This is a genomic window from Tenacibaculum sp. L6 (assembly GCF_028823685.1).
GTDB lineage: Bacteria > Bacteroidota > Bacteroidia > Flavobacteriales > Flavobacteriaceae > Polaribacter.
In genome coordinates this window covers 1-22,570 of sequence record NZ_JAPEHZ010000026.1, presented here as the reverse complement: position 1 = coordinate 22,570, position 22,570 = coordinate 1, and the positions used below count along the sequence as shown (strand labels likewise).

General features: G+C 32.2%; 21 protein-coding genes and 1 pseudogene. 17 read left to right on the top strand and 5 right to left on the bottom strand.

What is annotated here, in order from left to right:
- Nucleotides 1-36 precede the first annotated feature (36 nt).
- A complete protein-coding gene (locus tag OU788_RS06830; RefSeq protein WP_274634469.1) occupies nucleotides 37-2,634 on the bottom strand; it encodes a TonB-dependent receptor in 2,598 nt (865 codons plus the stop codon).
- A gap of 228 nt (nucleotides 2,635-2,862) precedes the next feature.
- Between OU788_RS06830 and OU788_RS06825 the strand changes: the two genes are divergently transcribed.
- From OU788_RS06825 to OU788_RS06770, 12 genes and pseudogenes are all read left to right on the top strand, one after another.
- Nucleotides 2,863-3,852 (top strand): AAA family ATPase, encoded by a 990-nt coding sequence (locus OU788_RS06825; RefSeq protein WP_028891401.1) that lies wholly within the window; start codon nucleotides 2,863-2,865, stop codon nucleotides 3,850-3,852.
- Nucleotides 3,853-3,928: 76 nt separating this feature from the next.
- Nucleotides 3,929-4,795, top strand: a complete 867-nt coding sequence (locus OU788_RS06820; protein ID WP_274634468.1) for a DUF58 domain-containing protein — start codon at nucleotides 3,929-3,931, stop codon at nucleotides 4,793-4,795.
- A 2-nt stretch (nucleotides 4,796-4,797) separates the two neighbouring features.
- Nucleotides 4,798-5,715 carry a hypothetical protein gene (locus OU788_RS06815; RefSeq protein ID WP_274634467.1) on the top strand — a complete coding sequence of 306 codons (918 nt, stop codon included), beginning with the start codon at nucleotides 4,798-4,800 and terminating at the stop codon, nucleotides 5,713-5,715.
- Entirely contained in the window at nucleotides 5,702-6,709 is a 1,008-nt protein-coding gene (locus OU788_RS06810; protein WP_274634466.1) for a vWA domain-containing protein, read from the top strand. Before OU788_RS06815 ends, OU788_RS06810 begins: the two co-directional genes overlap by 14 nt.
- A 76-nt stretch (nucleotides 6,710-6,785) precedes the next feature.
- Entirely contained in the window at nucleotides 6,786-7,823 is a 1,038-nt protein-coding gene (locus OU788_RS06805; RefSeq protein WP_274634465.1) for a VWA domain-containing protein, read from the top strand.
- Between the two features lie 25 nt (nucleotides 7,824-7,848).
- The gene (locus OU788_RS06800; protein WP_274634464.1) at nucleotides 7,849-8,670 is read left to right on the top strand and encodes a tetratricopeptide repeat protein; all 822 of its coding nucleotides are present in this window, start codon (nucleotides 7,849-7,851) and stop codon (nucleotides 8,668-8,670) included.
- 52 nt (nucleotides 8,671-8,722) lie between these two features.
- On the top strand, nucleotides 8,723-10,486 hold the full coding sequence (locus OU788_RS06795) for a BatD family protein (protein WP_274634463.1): 1,764 nt from the start codon (nucleotides 8,723-8,725) through the stop codon (nucleotides 10,484-10,486).
- Nucleotides 10,486-11,238, top strand: coding sequence for a tetratricopeptide repeat protein (locus tag OU788_RS06790; RefSeq protein WP_274634462.1), 753 nt, complete (start codon nucleotides 10,486-10,488; stop codon nucleotides 11,236-11,238). The genes OU788_RS06795 and OU788_RS06790 overlap by 1 nt, the downstream gene beginning before the upstream one ends.
- Nucleotides 11,239-11,296: 58 nt before the next feature.
- Nucleotides 11,297-11,596 (top strand): hypothetical protein, encoded by a 300-nt coding sequence (locus tag OU788_RS06785; protein WP_274634461.1) that lies wholly within the window; start codon nucleotides 11,297-11,299, stop codon nucleotides 11,594-11,596.
- Nucleotides 11,597-11,783: 187 nt separating this feature from the next.
- Nucleotides 11,784-13,370, top strand: coding sequence for a SulP family inorganic anion transporter (locus OU788_RS06780; RefSeq protein ID WP_274634460.1), 1,587 nt, complete (start codon nucleotides 11,784-11,786; stop codon nucleotides 13,368-13,370).
- Nucleotides 13,371-13,485: 115 nt separating this feature from the next.
- Nucleotides 13,486-14,117 (top strand): annotated as a pseudogene (locus OU788_RS06775) (carbonic anhydrase family protein).
- Nucleotides 14,118-14,257: 140 nt separating this feature from the next.
- Complete coding sequence (locus tag OU788_RS06770; protein WP_274634459.1) at nucleotides 14,258-14,884, top strand: carbonic anhydrase; 627 nt, start codon at nucleotides 14,258-14,260, stop codon at nucleotides 14,882-14,884.
- Nucleotides 14,885-14,923: 39 nt separating this feature from the next.
- On the opposite strand, the gene OU788_RS06765 is transcribed toward OU788_RS06770, so the two are convergent.
- Nucleotides 14,924-15,457 carry a CvpA family protein gene (locus OU788_RS06765; protein WP_274634458.1) on the bottom strand — a complete coding sequence of 178 codons (534 nt, stop codon included), beginning with the start codon at nucleotides 15,455-15,457 and terminating at the stop codon, nucleotides 14,924-14,926.
- A 72-nt stretch (nucleotides 15,458-15,529) separates the two neighbouring features.
- Here OU788_RS06765 and OU788_RS06760 point away from each other — a divergent pair, with 72 nt between their 5' ends.
- On the top strand, nucleotides 15,530-15,886 hold the full coding sequence (locus tag OU788_RS06760) for a hypothetical protein (protein ID WP_274634457.1): 357 nt from the start codon (nucleotides 15,530-15,532) through the stop codon (nucleotides 15,884-15,886).
- Here OU788_RS06760 and OU788_RS06755 read toward each other — a convergent pair.
- A complete protein-coding gene (locus OU788_RS06755; RefSeq protein ID WP_274634456.1) occupies nucleotides 15,883-16,677 on the bottom strand; it encodes an SDR family oxidoreductase in 795 nt (264 codons plus the stop codon). The genes OU788_RS06760 and OU788_RS06755 overlap by 4 nt on opposite strands.
- 126 nt (nucleotides 16,678-16,803) lie before the next feature.
- On the opposite strand from OU788_RS06755, the gene OU788_RS06750 reads away from it, so the two are divergent.
- Nucleotides 16,804-18,186 (top strand): TlpA family protein disulfide reductase, encoded by a 1,383-nt coding sequence (locus tag OU788_RS06750; RefSeq protein WP_274634455.1) that lies wholly within the window; start codon nucleotides 16,804-16,806, stop codon nucleotides 18,184-18,186.
- Nucleotides 18,187-18,250: 64 nt separating this feature from the next.
- Here the strand turns inward: OU788_RS06750 and OU788_RS06745 are convergent, their stop codons facing one another.
- Nucleotides 18,251-18,610 carry a YraN family protein gene (locus OU788_RS06745; protein ID WP_274634454.1) on the bottom strand — a complete coding sequence of 120 codons (360 nt, stop codon included), beginning with the start codon at nucleotides 18,608-18,610 and terminating at the stop codon, nucleotides 18,251-18,253.
- Between the two features lie 39 nt (nucleotides 18,611-18,649).
- On the opposite strand from OU788_RS06745, the gene OU788_RS06740 reads away from it, so the two are divergent.
- Nucleotides 18,650-18,856, top strand: coding sequence for a YgaP family membrane protein (locus tag OU788_RS06740; RefSeq protein ID WP_274634453.1), 207 nt, complete (start codon nucleotides 18,650-18,652; stop codon nucleotides 18,854-18,856).
- 1 nt (nucleotide 18,857) lies between these two features.
- On the opposite strand, the gene OU788_RS06735 is transcribed toward OU788_RS06740, so the two are convergent.
- Nucleotides 18,858-19,772, bottom strand: a complete 915-nt coding sequence (locus OU788_RS06735; RefSeq protein ID WP_342454920.1) for a S66 peptidase family protein — start codon at nucleotides 19,770-19,772, stop codon at nucleotides 18,858-18,860.
- A 183-nt stretch (nucleotides 19,773-19,955) separates the two neighbouring features.
- Between OU788_RS06735 and metG the strand changes: the two genes are divergently transcribed.
- Nucleotides 19,956-22,010, top strand: coding sequence for a methionine--tRNA ligase (gene metG, locus OU788_RS06730; RefSeq protein ID WP_274634451.1), 2,055 nt, complete (start codon nucleotides 19,956-19,958; stop codon nucleotides 22,008-22,010).
- Between the two features lie 118 nt (nucleotides 22,011-22,128).
- Nucleotides 22,129-22,570: TIGR04255 family protein (locus OU788_RS06725; RefSeq protein WP_274634450.1), on the top strand; the 442-nt coding region annotated here is incomplete at its 3' end.

The window sequence follows — 22,570 nt, the reverse complement described above, 5'->3', positions numbered from 1 at the left end:
TCAAAAAGGTGCTTTTTTGTTATCAAATAATTAAGCTTAAAACTTAAAGGTTAATCCTGCTTTAAAAGTCATCCCATTAAATCCAAATTGGTTTACTTCCCAAGGGTATTTAAAACGACCTCCTAAATCAGTTACAACATCTCCCTTTGTATCAATTTCGTCTGGGTACACATCAAATAAATTATTTACTTGTGCATTGAAAGAAATCATATCAGAAAACTCATACCCAAAAGAGATGTCTGTAATTATCTTTCCACTAAATGTTTGATCTTTACCTGGATCTGTAGCATGCTGCCACATTACCTCTCCAAAGTATGTGTTATTTAAAAAGGCTGTAAACTTTTTATACTTATAATCAGCCCCAAATAAAAGTTTAGTATTAGGTCTTGCACTAATAATTCTTGATTGTTCTTTTCTATTAAAAATAGCATTCTTATAATTTGCTAACTTAGTTGGAGTTTTTACTTCTCCTTCTAATTTAGTTTTATTGATGTTTAATGCTAAGTTTAATCCTAATTTACCTGCTGCAAAGTCAATGTTTTTATAACGCATTGTATAATCAAAACCTTCTGTTTTAGTATCAGCAGCATTGATAAAAAACTTAATACTTGTTACTGAGTTATCATCTAAAATCTGTTGAACATCTGCATTTGGATTCCCGTCATCATCAGTACCTCCAATTTCTCCAGAAAACACCACTCTATCATCTACTTTAACATTGTAATAATCTAACGAAATTGTAAAGTCATTCGAAGCCTTTACCGTAATACCAGCCGAAACATTTTCAGAAGTTTCAGCAAATAGCGGATCAACTCCTAAATCTCTAATCACTGGACTTACATTATTGAATGTTCCTTGATTTGAAATAGTACCTCCTGAAACTAAAGTTTGTACATTACTCAAATATACCTGATGTAATGATGGCGCTCTAAATCCTGTACTATATGAAGCTCTTAACACTCCTGCTTCCCCTAACTTATATCTAGAATTTACTTTCCATGAAAAATTATCTCCAAAATCTGAATAATTCTCATAACGAACTGCCCCGCCTATTAAAAAGTCTTCTGAAACATCCCAATCTAATGTACCATAACCACCTACGTTAGTTCTTGTTTCATTTAAAGCATTACCAGGTTGTAAACCAGGAAATGATTGTGCTCCACCATCAATATACGAAGCCTCCTCTCCAGCTGTTACTTCAAATCGTTCTTGTCTTGCTTCAACACCAAACCCTATACTTACATCTCCAAAAGAACGACTCATATCAAAGTTCCCTACAATATTACTGAAAGCATATGCTCCTGCATCAAAAGAAGTAGGACTGTTAGCTCCCAAGCTTACATTAATAGTATTACCTATTGTATAATCAACAGAGTTACGACCATAACTACCACTTAAATCTGCATTAAATCCTCCTAACTTAAATCTACTCCCTGCTGTAAACAAAATATCTTGAATATCTGTTTCAAAAGTTGGTTGAAATCCATCATAAGTTTCTCCCGGAGGTGTTAACAACCCAAAATCATCTGTAATCCAATATGGAGGTCTATAAAGAGCAAAGCTTTTACCTTGACGCATATTAAATCCTCCAAAACCATATAGTGTAGTATTCTCATTTAAAGGATATTCTGCATTCACAAACAAATCTCCTTTTTTCATTTCTGGTTGTCCAATAATCATTCCTAAATCTGGATTATCTCTTGTCCACTGGTTATCTACACCAAACAAATCATCTTTTCCTGGTTCTCCAGCCCTATCGGTTTTCTCTTGATAACTTAAGCCAAATGTAGTATTCACAAAACCTCCTTCACCAAAGGTAAATGTATGATTAACATCTCCATCAATATTAAATCCGTCTCCTTCTTTTGTAATTCCAGAGTTTACATTTACTTGAGTAAATTCAATATTTTTCTTCAAAATAATATTTACAACTCCTGCGACGGCATCAGAACCATACTGAGCAGATGCACCATCACGTAAAATTTCTACCCTTTCAATAGCAGCAGTAGGGATACTTTTCATATCTACTCCAACTTCTCCTTTACCTGGTGTATCATTTACATATACTAAAGCACTTTGGTTCTTACGCTTTCCGTTCACCAAAACTAAAGTTCTACTTGGCCCTAACCCACGCAAATCGGCAGGATCAAAATGCGCAGTTGCATCAGAAATTGTTTGGTTACTTGAATTGTAAGAAGGAACTGTGTACGTTAACATTTGGTCTATATTTGTTTGACCTGTAGCTTGCAACTCTCTCACACTTACATTATCAATAGGTACTGCAGAGTCTAAAATTGTTCTAGGCTTAGCACGGTTACCTGTTAACACAACCTCCTCCAAAACATTATCTTCTTTTAAAACTACAGTAATAAAAGAAACATTGTATAATGTTTTTTCTAACGTGGTAAAACCTACTGAAGAAAACACTAACGTAGCAGGCATCTGTTTAACATTGAGTACAAATTCACCCTGTTCGTCTGTACTCACTCCGTTAACGGTCTCCTTTTCTAGAACATTTACAAAAGCAAGAGGAACCCCATTTCCGTCTGTTACTTTACCTTTAATTGTTTGTCCAATCATTGATGTGAAAGACATCAATAAGATGAAAACAAATATTTTGCTTTTTTTATCCATAAGTACATTCATTAAGTTTCAGTCCATATACGATTGTTAATTTCTGTTAAATTTATATAAAAAAACTAAATATACTGTTATAATTTACTGAAAACTTAATATTTAAAGTTGTTTTGTTAACGAAATATTACAAGAAACACCCATATTACCTTTAACCATACTTTAACAACTCTTATTTTCTTATTATTGTAGCTTTGTTTCATAAAATTCTAATTTATTTCAAATACTATGGATATAGACGTAAGAGCCATCAATGAAAAAATAGAAAGAGAGAGTGCCTTTGTAGATTTATTAACTACAGAAATGAATAAAGTAATTGTTGGTCAAAAGCACATGATTGAACGATTACTTATAGGGCTTTTAGGAAACGGTCATATCTTATTAGAAGGTGTTCCTGGACTGGCTAAAACATTAGCTATTAATACACTTTCTAAAGCTGTTGACGCAAGTTTTAGCCGTATACAGTTTACTCCAGACCTGCTTCCTGCCGATGTAGTAGGTACGATGATATACAACGTAAAAGAAAATGACTTCTCAATTAAAAAAGGACCAATTTTTGCCAACTTTGTATTAGCTGACGAGATTAACCGTGCACCAGCAAAAGTGCAATCTGCTTTATTAGAAGCCATGCAGGAACGTCAAATTACAATTGGTGACGAAACATTTAAGCTAGATGAACCCTTCTTAGTAATGGCAACTCAAAACCCAGTTGAACAAGAAGGTACATACCCTCTTCCTGAGGCGCAAGTTGACCGTTTTATGTTAAAAACTGTAATTGACTATCCAAAATTACAGGACGAACAACTTATCATGCGTCAAAACTTAAATGGAAGTTTTCAAAAAATAAATCCTGTAATTTCTATAGAACAAATTATCAAAGCTCGTCAGGTAGTAAATGAGGTGTATATGGATGAAAAAATCGAAAAATATATTTTAGATATCATTTTCGCAACTCGTTACCCTGAAAAATATAACCTAGAAAAATTACAACCATTAATTAGTTTTGGATCTTCTCCTCGTGGTAGTATCGCTTTAGCAAAAGCAGCAAAATGTTATGCGTTTATTAAACGAAGAGGATATGTAATTCCTGAAGATGTTAGAGCTGTGGTAAATGATGTATTACGCCACAGAATTGGAATTACTTACGAAGCAGAAGCAGAAAACATTACTTCAATAGATATTATCAATTCTATTATTAACGAAGTACAAGTACCTTAATCAATTATCAATGAACAATTATCAGCTGAATATATTTTTACTGATTATTGATAACTGTTAACTGAGAATTGAAAAAATGGATACAAAAGAATTACTAAAAAAAGTTCGAAAAATAGAAATTAAGACACGTAGGTTGTCTAATCATATTTTTGGAGGAGAATACCACTCAACCTTTAAAGGGCGTGGTATGACTTTTTCTGAAGTACGCCAATATCAATACGGAGACGATATTAGAGCAATCGATTGGAATGTTACCGCGCGTTACAATGAACCTTATGTAAAAGTTTTTGAAGAAGAACGCGAACTTACTATGATGTTGGTAGTCGATGTTTCAGGTTCTGAATTTTTTGGTACTTCTGAACAATTTAAAAAGTATACAGTTACTGAAATTGCCGCAACATTAGCATTTTCTGCCATTCAAAATAACGATAAGGTTGGTTTAATTCTGTTTTCTGATCAGGTTGAGTTATATATTCCGCCTAAAAAAGGAAAAAGTCACGTATTACGAATTATTCGTGAGCTTATAGAATTTCAACCAAAAAGCAAACAAACCAACATAAGTGAGGCTTTAAAGTTTTTATCCAACATTATGAAAAAGAAAGCTATTGTTTTTATGCTTTCTGATTTTATGGATGATAATTATGAGCGTACTTTAAAAATTGTTGGTAATAAGCACGATGTAACGGGTATTCGCGTATACGACAAACACGATGAAGAAATTCCGAATTTAGGAATGGTTCAAATGTTAGATGCAGAGACAGGTAAAACACATTTGGTAAATACGAGTTCTAAAAATGTAAGAACACATTACAAAGCAAATGCTTTGCGTTTAGCTGATTATTTTGAAAATTCGTTTACAAAAAGTGGCGCAGGCACTATTAGCACAAGAGTTGATGAAAGCTATGTGCGTAAATTATTAGGTTATTTTAAAAGAAAAGGATAAGAATGAAATACAACTTTTTTTATTTATGCTTGTTTTTAGCTTCTTTTACCTTTGCACAACAACCTCAGGTAAAAGCTGAAATTGACACTACCAGCATTAGAATTGGAGAACAATTTCAATATAAAATATCTGTTGATGCTACCGAAAATGTCATCATCCCTAAGTTAGAAGATTTAAAAGGGTTGGAAGTAATCGATACCCTAAAAATTGACACTATTGAAAATAAATTGGTTCAAAAATATATTTTAACAGGATTTGATAGTGGTGCATTTTACATTCCTAGGCAGCAAATATTTATTAGAAATCAAGCCTATTTAACTGATAGTTTACTTGTAAATGTTGCTACTGTTCCTATCGATACCACCAAGGTTAAAAAATTCCCTATTAAAGGAATTAAAGGAGAACCGTATCAATTTGATGATTTTAAACAGTATATCTGGTGGGCTGTGATAGCTTTAGCTATTATTGCACTACTACTCTACTTCTTTGTTTTCAAAAAGAAAAAAGAACAACAAGAAAAAGTTGTTGTTCCGTTATTGGCTCCTTATGAAGAAGCAATGCAAAAATTAGAAGAGCTAGATAAAAAATTATTGTGGCAGAATAATCAAGTAAAACAATATTACAGCGAGTTAACCGACATTATTAGAGGGTATATTGAACGAGAGTTACATGTCCCTGCTTTAGAAAGCACTACAGATGAATTAATTAGTGTTTTAAAAGACTTTAACGACACAAAATCAATAGAAACAACGAAAGAAACTATTGAAAAGTTAAAAGGTTTATTACAAGAATCCGATTTAGTAAAGTTTGCAAAGTCAAAACCTTTATCTCATGAAATCGAGGGAGACCGTAAAAATGCTACCTTTATTATTGATAATTTGAAACCAAAAAAACAAATAGAAGAAGATGAAGTGGAATAATTTTGAGTTTCATAGCCCTGAGTTTTTATGGTTACTGATATTGATTCCTCTATTAGCTTTTTGGAGTTTCTATAGCCGAAAAAAAGATAGTGCAAAATTAAAAATGTCAAGCACCAAAGGTTTTAAAATACAAGGTTCTATTTTACCTAAATTAAAACCTTTACTGTACTTGTTAAGACTACTTGCATTGACTTGTTTAATCATTGCTTTGGCTCGTCCAAGAAACGTAGCTGTTAGCAAGAAAACAAAAACAAATCGCGGTATAGATATTGTAATGGCTATTGATGTTTCGGCAAGTATGTTAGCCAAAGATTTACAACCAAACCGACTGGAAGCTTTGAAAAGAGTAGCTACTGATTTTGTGAATCGCCGTCCCAACGATCGTATTGGTATTGTTGTGTATGCTGGTGAAAGCTTCACACAAACCCCTATCACCAGTGATAAATCCATTGTAAAAAGAACCATTTCTGAAATTAAATGGGGACAATTAGATGACGGTACTGCTATCGGAATGGGCTTAGGTTCTGCCGTAAACAGATTAAAAGAAAGTGAAGCAAAGAGTAAAGTAATTATTCTGTTAACAGACGGAGTAAACAATGCTGGTTTTGTTGATCCTAAAACAGCTACGGAGCTAGCAAAAGGTAACGAAATAAAAGTATACACTATTGGTATCGGAACTAACGGAATGGCTCCTGTACCTTGGGCAAGAGACCCAAGAACAGGTAAGATTTCATTTAAAAATCAACCTGTAGAAATTGACGAAGCCTTACTAAAACATATAGCTTCCGAAACCAACGGAAAATATTTTAGAGCCACAAACAATACGAAGCTTAAAGAAATTTACGACGAAATTGACAAGCTAGAAAAAACAAAAATAGAAGAGTTTAAATACTATAATTATTCTGAAAAATATCGCTTACTCGTGTTCTTAGCAGGAATCTTTTTATTACTAGAGTTTTTGCTGAAAAACACACTGTTTAAGAGTTTTATATAGAGTTGTGTAGTTTTGAATTCTTTACGAAAAGCACAGTTAAACCATTAAACACATCAACAATTAAACTATCCGAAGGATGTACAAACTAGAAGAACCAATATATTTTTACCTTTTTGCAATTATTCCCATAATAGTTGTGGTTTTCCTGTTGGTTTTATGGTGGAAAAAACGAACACAGAAAAAATTCGCAAACACTATTCTTTTAACCAGAATAGCACCAAACACTTCCACTTTTAAATCCGTTTTAAAATTGATTGTTTTTATTTTAGGACTGTCTTTTTTAATTCTGTCTTTGGTAAACCCTAAGATGGGGACCAAACTTAAAACTGTAAAAAGAGAAGGTGTTGATGTTGTTTTTGCTTTAGATGTTTCTAAAAGTATGTTAGCAGAAGATATTGCTCCCAATCGACTAGAAAAAGCTAAACAAATTATTTCTAAAACAATCGATAAATTAGGAAGTGATAGAGTTGGTATTATCATTTATGCAGGAAATGCGTATCCGTTACTTCCAATAACAACCGATCACGCCGCAGCAAAAATGTTTTTGCAAAATGCAAACCCTGATATGGTTTCAAGTCAAGGTACTGCTATAAACGAAGCCTTAAACTTAGCAAAAACTTATTACGATAACGACGAGCAAACCAATCGCTTTTTAATCATAATCTCTGATGGTGAAGATCATCAAGAAGAAACTAAACAAGTTGCCCAAAATATTGCCAACGAAGGTGTAAAAGTATACACCGTAGGTGTAGGTACTGAAAAAGGAGGTCCAATTCCTATAAAATTAAATGGCGCACTTATTGGTTATAAAAAAGATAGAATGGGAGAAACAGTAATTACCCAACGTAAACCCGATGTTTTACAAGGAATTGCTGATGCTTCTGACGGACAATATTTCGATGGAAACAAAACTGAAAATCCAGTGGAGGCTATCGAAAAAATTATTGGTAATGCACAAAAAAGTGAGTTTGAAACTAAACAATTCTCTGACTACAAAGACCAATTTCAATGGTTTGTAGCTATTGGGCTGTTGTTTTTAATTCTCGATATGTTTTTGTTTGACAAAAAAACCAAATGGTTAAAGAAAGTAGATTTATTTAATGAGGAGTCGTAAACTCCGTTAAGTATTGAATGATAGAATGAAAAATTTACAAAACATCCTAATAATCCTTGCTTTTGCTTTATCGGCTACGGTAAACGCACAACAAGATACGTTGAAGTTACAGCGTGAAGCGCGTGCTTTATTACGAGACGGAAACAAACTATACAACAAAGAAAAATATAGCGATGCTGCCATTGCTTACCGAAAAGCCTTAGGCAAAAACAGTAAGTATGAAAAAGCGAGTTATAACTTCGGAAACACTTTATACCAAGAAAAAAAGTACAAAGAAGCTATTGAGCAGTTTGAAGTAACCACCAAAACTTCAAAAAACAAAATAGAGCAAGCTGAAGCTTACCACAACATTGGTAATGCTATGATGGAAGAAAAACAATACGAGCAAGCTGTAGAAGCTTTTAAAAATTCTTTAAGAAGAAACCCGAATGATGATGAAACCCGATATAACTTAGCGGTTGCTCAAAAAGAAGCTAAAAAACAGCAGCAAAATCAAAAGGACGACAAGGATAAAAACAAAGATCAGAATCAACAGAAGAAAGATCAGCAAGAGCAAGACAACAAAGACAAACAAAACGATAAAAATAAAGATCAAAAAGGGGACGATAAGGACAAAAAGGATGATAACCAAGATCAAAAAAATGATGATCAAAACAATCAGCAAAAACCTAATCAAGACCAAAAAGACAAACAAAACCAACAACCTAAACCTCAACAAGGTAACATGACTCCTGAGCAAATGAAACAACTGCTAGAGAGTTTGAACAACGAAGAAAATAAGACGCAAAAGAAAATGAATGCGCAAAAATCAAAAGGAAGAAAAGTAAAACAAGAAAAAGACTGGTAATTTTTCAGTTGTTAAAATCTTAATTACTTTTAGGCATTTTTGAAAAATAAGTATGAAGTTGAAAGTATACATAACGTTATTAGTTAGTTTTATAACAATTGCTCTTAGTGCACAAGACACTGCATTAACGACTACGGTTAGTAAAAACAAATTGGGAGTAAACCAGCGACTACGTATTGAGTTTTCTATCAACAAACAAGGAGCCGATAATTTTAAACCACCAAACTTCACTAATTTTAAAATTGTTGGTGGTCCAAGTCAATCGGTAAGTCAATCTTGGATTAATGGTAAGGTTTCATTCAATCAATCGTATACATATATTCTTCAACCTTTACGAAAAGGAGAACATAACATTCCTTCTGCAAGCATTGAAATTGAAGGAGAAACCATCAAATCTAATCCTGTAAAAGTTATTGTATTAGATGCTGTAGACATTCCTAAAAACCCAAACGATCCGAATTATATTGCCGAACAAAACATACATTTAGTTGCAGAAGTTTCTAAAACACAACCTTATGTAGGTGAAGGAGTATACATAGAATATCGTCTGTATGTTAGCGATAATGTGAGCGTTTATGATTTTGGAATTACAGAAGCACCACAATACAATGGTTTTTGGAACCAAGAGATAAAAATTAATGGAACTCAAGTTAAAATAGGCACTTACAATGGAGAACGTCATCGTTACGCCGTTTTACATAAAGCTTTATTAATCCCAACAACTTCAGGTAAGCTAACAATAGACCCTATGAAAATGGATGTTGTCGTAGCTGTACCTACTGGAAAAGCAGACTTTTTTGGCAATCTTATTACACGTCAAGTTCGTAAAGAGTTTTCTTCAGTAAAAAAAGTAATCAACGCAAAAGCATTACCTCTTCAAAATAAACCAGAAGATTTTACAGGAGCAGTAGGGCAATTTTCTTTTGATGTTTCTCTTAGTAAAAACACTTTAAAAGCAAACGAATCATCTCAAATTAAAGTTGCCGTTAACGGAAAAGGAAATTTAAAATTATTTGAACTTCCTAAAATTGAAACCCCTAAAGAGCTAGAAGTATACCAACCAGAAAGAAAAGAAAGTGTTAGTGTTCTTTCTGACGGGCTAAAAGGATCTGTTACCGACAGCTACACTGTAGTTCCAGAATTTAAAGGAAAGTATAAAATCCCGAAGGTTAGTTTTTCATACTTCAACCCTAAAGAAGAGGTATATCAAACAATTACAACTGAAGATTTATATGTTGATGTTTTAGAAGGAAAAGAAATCCCTAAGGATTCAGACACCAATGAGGTAGCCAAACAAAATGTAAATATTACAGGTAGTGATTTTAGATATATTCAAACATCAACTAATTTCCAACCTATACAAACAGAAGATTTCTTTAAATCTACTTTATTTTATATTTTGTTATTACTTCCTATTGTAGCAATTCCTATTGGAATTTTTATTCATAAAAAGAAAGAAGAACGTAATAGTGATGTTTTAGGAAACAAACTAAGAAAAGCAGATAAACTAGCTAAAAAATACTTATCGGAAGCTCAAAAACAACTAGGTAATAAAGAAGCTTTTTATGAAGCGTTAGAAAGAGCTTTACACAATTATTTAAAAGCAAAATTAGGCGTAGAAACCTCTGATATCAGTCGTGAAAAAATCACTGAATTATTGGCCAATAAAAATGTAGACAACACAACAATACATAGTTTTATCGATGTTTTTAATAATTGTGATTTTGCTCGATACACTCCTATTACCAACGTACAAATGAAAGAAGAGTACGAAAAGGCAAAACAAGTAATAACGCAATTAGACCGACAATTATAATGAGAAAGCTAGCTATATTATTATTCTTTTTTGTGTCAATTAGTACGTTAGCACAAAACACCGACAATTTATTTTCAACGGCTAATTCTTTGTATAAAGAAGGTAATTACGAAGAGGCAGTTAAATTGTACGAGCAAATTCAAAGTCAAGGCATTGTTTCTTCTGAACTGTATTACAATTTAGGAAACTGTTATTACAAGCTAAATAAAGTGGCTCCTACAATTTACAATTACGAAAAAGCATTAAAACTAAATCCTTTAAACGAAGATGCTAAAAACAATTTAGTTTTAGCAAAACGATTAACCTTAGATAGAATTGAAGCCTTACCTAAGTCTGTATTGCAAAAATTCAATGAAAACTATTTACAAAAGCTAGCTTACAACACTTGGGCTATCCTTACGGTAATAATCTCGTTCATTGCTTCTGTATTCTTTTTACTTTTCTATTTTGCTTATACCCCAAATAAAAAGAGGTTATATTTTACAACTAGCATTATCTCTTTTTTACTTTTAATTACATCTTTGATTGTTACATACACTGAATACAATCAATCAAAAAACACTGTAGAAGCTATTATTTTTTCGGAAGTAGTTTCGGTTAGTAACGAGCCTACAAATAACTCAGATGAAGTCTTTACTTTACACGAAGGCACTAAAATTCTTGTGTTAGATTCGGTAGATAATTGGAAGAAAATAAAACTAGCCGATGGCAAAATAGGTTGGACGCAATCTGAAAATTTAAAAGAATTATAACATTTTAGCTTTAAAAAAATAATTACTTTTGCAGCTGAACTTATAATAGTTATAGTATTTGAAATCTAAAATCGCCATATTTTTTGTTGTTTTATTCGCTGGAATTATTGTTACTCCTTCGATAATTACATTGGTAGATAAAGACCAAGATATTACTATCTTCTTAAGTTTAAGTGAAGAAGAAGAGAATACAAAACATGTTAAGGTTGCTGAATTAAAAGCACACCCTAACAAAGATTACATCTCTTTTTTATACAAGACTATTCAAAAAAAGAAAAACGTGCGTTTTCAATCTAAAAACTACGTTTCTCAATATCCTAAAATTCTCACCCCACCTCCCGAATTTTTTACTGCTTAATTTTTTGGCTAATTATTTCATGGAATAAAACTCCGTGTGATGCTTAGTGAATAAAAACAACGTTATTTTGAGATAAGGCTTGTTACATATTACCTTGGCTCAACCTAATAAGTAATAAATAATTCATTTACATTTTAAAATACACTCTAAATTTTTCATTTGGAGTATAAAAATATACACATACATTATGTTTAAAAATATTAAAAGCGACTTGCCTGCAAGTATCGTCGTATTCTTTGTAGCCTTACCTTTATGTTTAGGTATTGCTTTGGCTAGTGGAGCCCAACTCTCTCTTTTTTCAGGAGTAATTGCAGGAATTGTTGGAGGTGTTGTTGTTGGAGCTATCAGTGGCTCTAAAATTGGAGTTAGTGGACCTGCTGCTGGTTTAGCAGCTATTGTATTAACAGCTATTGGTTCTTTAGGAGGTTATGAAAACTTTTTAGTAGCTGTAGTATTAGGAGGAATTATTCAAATTCTTTTCGGAGTTCTTAAAGCTGGTGTTATCGGATATTACTTTCCGTCATCTGTAATTAAAGGAATGCTTACCGGTATTGGAGTTATCATTATCTTAAAACAAATTCCTCATTTCTTCGGATATGATGCTGAACCAGAAGGAGCAGATAGTTTTATTGAAGCTTCTGGTGAAAATACATTTTCTGCAATCTTTAATATTGTAGATAATATTACCATGGGATCAATGGTTATTGGTTTTATAGGCTTAGCTATTTTAATTCTTTGGGATAAAGTTTTAAGTAAAAAAGGAAAGTTATTTCATATCATTCAAGGACCATTAGTAGCGGTAGTAACTGGTATCGTTTTCTTTACCCTTACTCAAGGAGACGGAACATTAGCTATTCAAGCTTCTCACTTAGTAAGTGTACCAATTCCTGAAAGTGTTGATTCATTCTTAGCTCAGTTTACATTCCCTGATTTTAGCGCTATTACCAATTATGAAGTATGGGTAACTGCTTTTACTATTGCTTTAGTTGCGAGTTTAGAAACATTACTTTGTGTTGAAGCTACTGATAAATTAGACCCTGAAAAGAATGTAACTCCAACCAATAGAGAATTAGTTGCACAAGGAACAGGAAACATTTTATCTGGTTTAATTGGAGGTTTACCAATTACTCAGGTAATCGTAAGAAGTTCTGCTAACATTCAATCAGGAGGAAAATCTAAAATGTCTACTATTATTCACGGTTTATTATTGTTGATATCGGTAATTTTAATTCCAACTTTATTAAACAAAATTCCTTTATCAGTTTTAGCCGCTATTTTATTAGTAGTAGGTTACAAATTAGCAAAACCAAGCTTATTCAAACAAATGTACACTTTAGGATGGAAGCAGTTTGTACCTTTTATGGTAACAGTTTTAGGTATTGTTTTTACTGATTTATTAACTGGTATTTCATTAGGTTTAGCAGTAGGAGTAGTTGTTATTTTAATTAAAAGCTACCAAAACTCACACTTCTTACACATTGAAGACAAAAGTAATGGCGTACACAAAATAAAAATGACACTTGCCGAAGAAGTTACATTCTTTAACAAAGGAGCTATCTTAAAAGAGTTAGATAGTTTACCAAGAGATACATATTTAGAACTAGATGTACGTAAGACAAGATATTTAGATAACGATATTATCGAAATATTAGAAGATTTTGCATTTAAAGCCAAAGAAAGAAATATTAACATTAAACTTATTTCTGAACGTGGTGAAGTTGAAAACCCAGATAGCTTCATTAAATTCTTTAAGTTAAGACCAAAAGCAGCATAATACCTTATTTAAAGGTTACAACAAAAATAAAAACACTTTTTACTACAATACGCTATTCAAAGGATTGTTAGTATTCAATAAAAAAGACATAAATAATTTTATAAAAATATAAATCATGAAAGCACATACTAAAGAAACTCAAGCTACTATGACTCCTGAAAAGTCATTACAATATTTAAAAGAAGGAAACTTAAGATTTCAAAATAACTTAAAAGCGAACCGTAACTTATTAGAGCAAGTTAACGACACTAGAGAAGGACAATTTCCTTTTGCTACTATTTTAAGCTGTATCGATTCTAGAGTCTCTGCTGAATTAGTTTTCGACCAAGGTTTAGGAGATATTTTTAGCGCAAGAATTGCTGGTAACTTTGTAAACGAAGATATTTTAGGTAGTATGGAGTTTGCTTGTAAGTTAGCTGGTACTAAGTTAATCGTAGTATTAGGACACACAAGTTGTGGTGCCGTTAAAGGAGCTTGTGATAATGCTGAGTTAGGTAACTTAACCGCCATGTTAGGTAAAATTAAAACCCAGCTGTAGAAGCTGTAACTGAGCCAAAAGATGAAAGCTTAAGAAACTCTTCTAACATCGAGTTTGTAAATAACGTTGCTGAAAAGAACGTACAATTAACTATTGATAGAATTTTAAACGAAAGTGAAGTACTAGCTGATATGCATAAAAACGGTGAGGTTATGATCGTTGGAGCTATGTATAACATTGAAGACGGTGCTGTTACTTTTTTTGAATAAGAATCATCCCTCTTAATTTTACACCTCAAAGAGAATCTAAATTTAATTTTAGGTTCTCTTTTTTTATTAACTTCGAAAATTATTTCCCTCCAAATACAGAACGGTGGTGAAAACTCTTCTAACGAGTAATATTTACAACTATGAATCTATCTAAAATTTTTGATAACAATAAAGAGTGGGTAAAAAACAAGCTATCTACCGATAAAGACTATTTTAAAAAATTAAACGAAGGACAAAATCCTGAATTACTATACATAGGATGTTCAGATAGTAGAGTTTCTGCCGAAGACTTAATGGGTCTTGACCCTGGTGATGTTTTTGTACACAGAAATATTGCCAACATGGTACCTGCAATCGATTTGAATTCTGCTTCAGTAATTGAATATGCTGTAGAACATTTAAAAGTTAACCATATTGTGGTTTGCGGTCACTACTCTTGTGGTGGTGTAAAAGCTGCAATGCAATCTGCCGATTTAGGTTTATTAAATCCTTGGTTACGTTATATTAGAGATGTATATCGCTTACATAAAGATGAATTGAATAAAATTGAAGATGAAAATGAACGTTACGATCGCTTGGTTGATTTAAACGTACAAGAACAATGTGTTAATCTTATTAAAACTGCAGCTGTACAAAAGGCTTACAGAGATAGAGGTTTAAAAGTACATGGTTGGGTTTTTGATATTAAAACAGGAAACCTCATCGATTTAAACATCGATTTTGAACGCATCTTAGAGGGTATTATGGAAATTTACCATTTAGACTAAAAAACAAAAACGGATGAAACTTTTCATCCGTTTTTGTTTTTATATATTGAGATCTAACTCTAAAGTATTCTTTTCTCCCTCCTCCTTTTCTTCATCTTTAATAATTGATGGGAAAATAGTTGGTGCTATTTTTTTTACGGGTTTGTATAAAATAGACTCTTCTAAACTTTCTTGTTTTACAAACGGAATGGTGTCATTCATTTTTCCGAAGAAAATAAAAACTACACTTAAAATCAACCCTATTTTTAACGCTCCAAAAACACCACCTAAAATCTTATTTAAAATTCCAAGTGAAGCAAAATCAGCTATTTTGGTTAAAATTTTTCCTAATAATGCTATGGCTACAATTATTACCACAAAAGTTCCTGCAAAAGCCGCTAGAGAAATATACTTTTCATCCCAAGTAACACTGTTCTTCAACCAATCTCCAATAAAATACGAAAAGTGGATCGCTCCATAAACTCCAGCAACCAAGGCTACCAACGAAGCTATTTCAACAAAAAGCCCTTTCATAATACCTCTTACAAAACCGAAGAGCAACAAAGCTGTAATAATAATATCAAAAGTATTCATAAGTGCGAAAACAAATTACATGCTCAAATATACATAACTCATTTGTATCTTTGCTTTTTCTAAAAAACACAAATGACTAAAGAAACCAACTTAAAAGAAAAATGGGACTTCGTGGTAACTCAATTATCACAACAATTTGCTGACGGTGATGAATTAAATATAGATGGAATTATTTATTTAATTGGTGTTCAAGAACTCGGACAAGGTCATAGAAAGTTTAAAAAAGATGAGAAAGTTAACCTAATGCACATAGCAATTTGTAAGTTGTTAGAGCCTTACGGATACTATGAATTCGATTTTTTTGATAATGATGGTTGGCCTCACTATAAAACATTAACTGAGCTTCCAACTTTAAAACCAGGAGAACAATCGGTTTTAATGAAAGAAGCTATTATTAACTATTTTGAAGTAATTGACTTTTTCAATTAAGTAACGCTTAATTTTCGAATCATTTTTGATAATAACTTCGGAAAGAAACGTTTGGTATAAACTCCAAGCTTTTCCTTAACTCCGCCGATGTATACCTCTTCTCGTTTGTTTCGAATAGCTTTTAGCATTTGTTTAGTAAACTCATCAGGATGAATACCGTTTGCTGTGGCTGTATCCATCGTATTTTGCGGACTTCCATCACCTGTCAACGCATTTTTTGAAACGTTGGTAGTTACAAAACCAGGGCAAATTAAAGTTACATGAATGTTATCTTTAAAATGTTCAGCTCGTAAACTATCAAAAAAACCATGCAATGCATGTTTGGTAGCAGCATAGGTTGAACGTAATGGAGTTCCAATCTTTCCTACTATACTCGTAGTTACCACAAAATGCCCCGATTTATTTTCAATAAAATGAGGTAATAAAGCCTTTGTTAAAGCAACCGTTCCTAAATAATTAACATCCATCAATCGTTTGTCAACCTGAATTGAAGTATCTTTTACCAATGATCGTTGGCTAATTCCTCCATTATTTACTAAAACATCAATTCTTCCAAAAAATGAAATAGCTTTGGCTACTTTACTAGCTAAACTTTCATAAACCTCTAAATCTAACGTAAGAATAGCAACCTTTTCAGGAAACTTACATTGATTCTTTACTTCAATTAAAGCACTCTCGTTTCTTGAAGAGATAATTAATTTTGCTCCTAGATTAGCCAATTCAATAGTTAAAGATTTTCCTATACCTGATGAAGCACCAGTAATCCAAAATACTTGATCTTTAAATTTCATGTTATCAAACAATTAAAAAAACATCTCTAAAGTACACAAGAAAAAATAAAAGTGGTATACTTCTTGGATAGAAGTTTGTAAATACCTAGTTTTAAAACCTTGTAAGTAACCCTTTAAAATATTATGATGAAAAAATTACTCGCTCTATTAATATTTACCGCACCACTAGTTAACGCTCAATATTCTGTTAAAGGTACTATGACTCCTCCAGAGAAAAGTGACCAAATAGCTCTTTATAAAATAGAAGGCGCAAAACAAGATTATGTTGCCTTCACAAACATAAAGTTAGATACCGTAAATATTAACGGAAGCCAGCAAGTTTTAGGTAAGTTTAATTTTGATTTGGGCGAAAATGCTAAACCTGGTGCTTATCGTGCAGTATACAGAACTAGAGGAGCAGGTTTTGTTGATTTTTTCTTCAACAATGAAAATATTGAATTTATTTTCAACCCAAAATACCCAGATCAATCGGTTCTTTTTACAAGTTCTAGAGAAAATAAATTGTATAGTGAATACCTACAAGCTTATAACGCAGTACAAAAAAAAATAGATTCTTTACAAGCTTCTTACATAGAAACTGAAGATAAAGAAGCTAAAAAAGCTTACAAGAAAGAAATTAAAGAGCTTGAAGATATTCAAAAAAACTTTGAAAACAAATCGGAAGGAATGTTGGTAAACAGCTTTATAAAAGCATCTCGTCGTTATAACTCATACAATCCTCACGACAATATAAAAGATTATTTATCTGCTACTAATGAAAACTTTTTTGAGTATGTAGATTTTAAAAACGAAGACCTATACAACTCTTCTTTTTTAATTGATAAAATTAACGACTATGTTTTCTATTTAAACTTTTCTGAAGATAGAGAAGTACAACAAAAGTTAATTAAAGAGTCTATTGAAAATGTAATGAAGAAAATTTCTTCAGATAAATTAGAAAAGGCTGTTACTTACTACTTAATTAGCGCACTTACCGATAAAAGAAACGGTCCTCTTGTAGATTGGATGTTTGAAGAATATTTTGATGAGTTACCTGCTAAAGATCAAGATGCGGAGTTTAAAAAAGAAAAATTAGACGTTTTACTTGCAACTGTAGGTAGAACTGCTCCAGATTTTTCTTGGGAAGAAAACGGGCAAGAGTTAAAATTATCTACTTTAAATGACGGAGAAAAGTACTTATTAGTATTTTGGAGTACAGGTTGCCCACACTGTGTAAAAGAAATACCTGAATTATATAAATTCATGCAAACGCATAAAGAAGTTTCTGTTATTTCTTTTGGTATAGAAGACGATGCTGCTGAATGGACTGCATTCGTTAAAGATTTACCTGAGTGGCATAATGCAATAGGAACACATCCTGATTACAAGTTTGATAATGAAACGGTAAAAAAATACAACTTACTTGGTACACCTACTTATTTCATATTAGACAAAGACAAGAAAATTATTGCAATGCCTGATCACGAAGAAGATGTAGAAAAATATTTTAATAGTGGTAAAAACAATTAATCCACTCAATTAAAACCTCACAAAAAAAGCTCAACAGAATTATTTGTTGAGCTTTTTTTATACTTTAAAAATATAGAAAGGCATCTTTAATATGCTCTATTTTAAACGCTCCTTGTTCTCGTAAAATAGCAATTATATCAAATCGAACTTCAACATCTAGATCTCGGTCATTTACATAATTATCAATAGCACTTACTAGTAATTTTATTTTCTTCGGATTCACAAAATCTTGAGGATTACCAAAATCGATAGACGATCTTGTTTTCACTTCAACAGCAATTAACAAATCGTCTTTTTGAGCAATAATATCTACTTCTGCTTTTTGAAAACGATAATTCTTTTCAACAATTTCATACCCATTTTTCAATAGATAATCAACTGCTAACTGCTCTCCTTTCTTACCAAGCTCATTGTGTTGTGCCATATAAAAACTTATATTTGAATAACCTTAAAACTATTTACCATGAAAAAAAATATGGGAAACACCGACAAGGCTATTAGAACGCTAATTGCTTTACTTATTGCAGCTCTATCTTACTTTGAAATTATCTCAGGCGTTTTAGGCAACATATTGCTTGTACTAGCTATTATTTTGCTAATCACCAGTTTTGTTAATTTTTGTCCGTTATATCGTTTATTTGGTATAAACACTAGAAAAGACAAAAATTAAATTACTTAAATAATACTGTAGAAGTTTCTTTTTGAACACTTAAAGAAACTTCTCTTCCTAAAATCAATGCCCTATTGTCTGGCTCATGCCCTGCAGGAAAGTTAAAAAGAATAGGAATATCTTTTGGAACAACCTCTAAAATTAACTGCTCAATTGAACTTCCCCACGGAGTTGTGTTTCTTTTTATCTTGGTCATATCACCTACAATAATAGCCTTAACCTTTGTAAAATACCCTGCACGTTTTAAACTCTGCAACATTCGATCAATCGAATATTTATACTCTCCTATTTCTTCAATAAATAAAATTTTACCATCAGTAGAAATTTGACTATCCGACCCCAACATCGAAGCTAAAATAGCAATATTACCTCCTACCAATTCTCCCGATACATTTCCAACTCTATTCTCTTTTGAAGAAGGAATTGAATATCGTAATTCCTCTCCAAATAATGCTTTTTTAAAAGTAGCAATGGTTTGTACAAGTTCTTCTGGTTTTTCTTCCATACTTGTACACATCATAGCATGTAGCGTTTCTATTCCTAAATTATGAATATGATTATGAAAAGCTGTAATATCAGAATAACCAACAATCCATTTAGGATGCTGTTTAAACTTCGCAAAATCTAATTTATCAATAATCCTAACTGAACCATATCCACCACGTGCAGCCCAAATCGCTTTAATATTCGGGTTATCTAACGCATCTTGAAAATCTTGACAACGTTCTTCATCCGTCCCTGCAAAATGATCATTCTGATTAAATAAATGCTTACCATAAACTACTTTTAACCCCCAACTTTCAGCCAATTCTTTTGCTTTATCAATTACATGTTTTCTATTCTTTAAAATTCCTGCAGGAGCCACAATAGCTATTGTATCTCCTTTATGTAAATATGGTGGTGTTATTAATTTCATAGTTTTATTTTGCGCATAAACCGATGTAATTATTAATAAAAAAAATAAAGTGAAAATTCTTTTTTCCATAAACAAGTCTCTTTCTCGATTCTAAAAGTTTAAAATCCATCAAATGTACCTAATTTATAACAGTATAAAAAATTGCTTTTTTGTACTTTTGCGGTTTAATTTTAGTCGAAAAACATGAGTACACCAAAAAGATATACAATTACAGCGGCATTACCTTACACAAACGGACCTATTCATATTGGTCACTTAGCAGGGGTATATGTTCCTGGAGATATTTATGCTCGTTATTTACGTCAAAGAGGAAAAGACGTGGCATACATTTGTGGTTCAGATGAACACGGAGTTGCAATACCAATGCGTGCTAAAAAAGAAGGTGTTACTCCACAAGCTATTATAGACAAATACAACGGAATCATTAAAAAATCTTTTGAAGATTTCGGAATTTCTTTTGATAACTATTCGCGTACCTCAGCAGAAATTCATCATAAAACAGCTTCAGATTTCTTCACCAAATTATACAACGATGGTGAATTTATTGAAGAGGTTACACAACAATTGTACGATGAAGAAGCTAATCAGTTTTTAGCAGATCGTTTTGTTATTGGTACGTGTCCTAAATGTGGCAACGAAGAAAGTTATGGTGATCAGTGTGAAAAATGTGGAACGAGCCATAATGCTACCGATTTAATCAATCCTAAATCAGCAATCACTGGTAATGTACCTACTTTAAAAGAAACCAAACACTGGTTTTTACCATTAGATAAACACGAAGCTTTTTTACGTGAATGGATTTTAGAAGGGCATAAAAACGATTGGAAACCTAACGTGTTAGGTCAAGTAAAATCGTGGATTGATGACGGTTTACGTCCTCGTGCCGTAACTCGTGATTTAGATTGGGGAATTCCCGTTCCTGTTGAAGGTGCTGACGGAAAAGTTTTATATGTTTGGTTTGATGCGCCTATCGGATACATTTCTTCTACCAAAGAATGGGCTGCTCGTGAGGGTAAAAACTGGGAAGACTATTGGAAAAAAGATGATACGAAATTAGTACACTTTATCGGTAAAGATAATATTGTGTTTCACTGTATTATTTTCCCTGCAATGTTAAAAGCACATGGAGATTTTATTTTACCTGAAAATGTACCAGCAAACGAGTTTTTAAATTTAGAAGGAAATAAGTTATCTACCTCTAAAAATTGGGCAGTATGGTTACATGAGTATTTAGAAGATTTCCCTAATCAGCAAGATGTGTTACGTTATACCTTAACAGCAAACGCACCTGAAACTAAAGACAACGATTTTACTTGGAAAGATTTCCAAGCAAAAAATAACAATGAGTTAGTTGCCATCTTCGGTAACTTTATCAACCGTGTGGTAGTATTAACCAACAAATACTATAACGGATTAGTACCTGCTGCAGGTGAATTATCAGAAGCGGATGAAAATGCTTTAGAGCAATTGAAACAATTCCCAGATGTGATTGCGAAATCTATCGAACGTTATCGTTTTAGAGAAGCGTCTCAAGAGATGATGAACTTAGCTCGTTTGGGTAATAAATATTTAGCAGATGAAGAGCCTTGGAAAGTAATTAAAGAAGATGAAGAGCGCACAAAAACGATTATGAATGTTGCGTTGCAAATCGCAACTGGTTTAGCAATAGTATCGGAACCATTTTTACCATTCACTTCAGAAAAGTTAAAATCAATTTTAAATATTGATGATTCACTTACTTGGAATGACATTGCTGAAAAAGAGGTTTTATTAGCTGAAAACCATCAAATAAACAAAGCTGAATTATTATTCTCTAAAATTGAAGATGTTACTATTCAAACACAATTGGATAAACTTGAAGCTACTAAAAAAGCGAATGAAGCTGAAAACAAAGTGGTAGAACCTCAAAAAGACACCATTGAGTTTGATGATTTTACCAAAATGGACATGCGTGTTGGAACTATTTTAGAAGCTGAAAAAGTAGCGAAAGCTAAAAAGTTATTAAAACTAAAGGTTGATGTTGGTATGGATGTTCGTACAATCGTTTCTGGTATTGCTGAAAGCTTTAAACCAGAAGATATTGTTGGGCAACAAGTAACTGTTTTATGCAACTTAGCACCGAGAAAGATTCGTGGCGTAGAAAGCCAAGGAATGATCTTAATGACTGATACACCAGATGGTAAATTAGCTTTTGTTCAACCTTCTGAAAAGGTGAATAATGGGGAGCTTATAGCTTAAGTATATTTTATATTAATTCTGAATAAAGATCTGTACGTTAAAAATATTGTTATATTGCGAGATATTAACAAAAAAGTATTAAATTTAAACAATCGATTTCATTCTGAATACAGAAACTATGAAATACCCAAAATTAGAAGACACCCCTATTAAAGAAATAATTTTTTCTATTTCCTATGGTGAAATCGTAGACAAAAATTGTTTTGAAAATTTTGTTAATCTAGACTTTATTAAAAATCATTTTGAAGAAAAGAAACCTACTGTAACTAATGAATTTCAGATTACAGCTAATGGAGTAAATGTACTAAAGGATAATAGTGGGTTTCATCTAAAAAAAGAGAATGAAATTTTACAAATGAGAAAAGGCTCTCTATCATATCACCAAATAAATGAATATCGTGATTATGAGGATATGCTTTTATCATTAATCAAATATTGGGAACATTTTCAGTTAATTACTACAGATAGTTTAACCATAACAGATATTTCTGTTAGATATATTAATTATTTTGAAATAAATGAATTTAATAGTGTATCTGAGTTAATTCAGCTTTACCCAA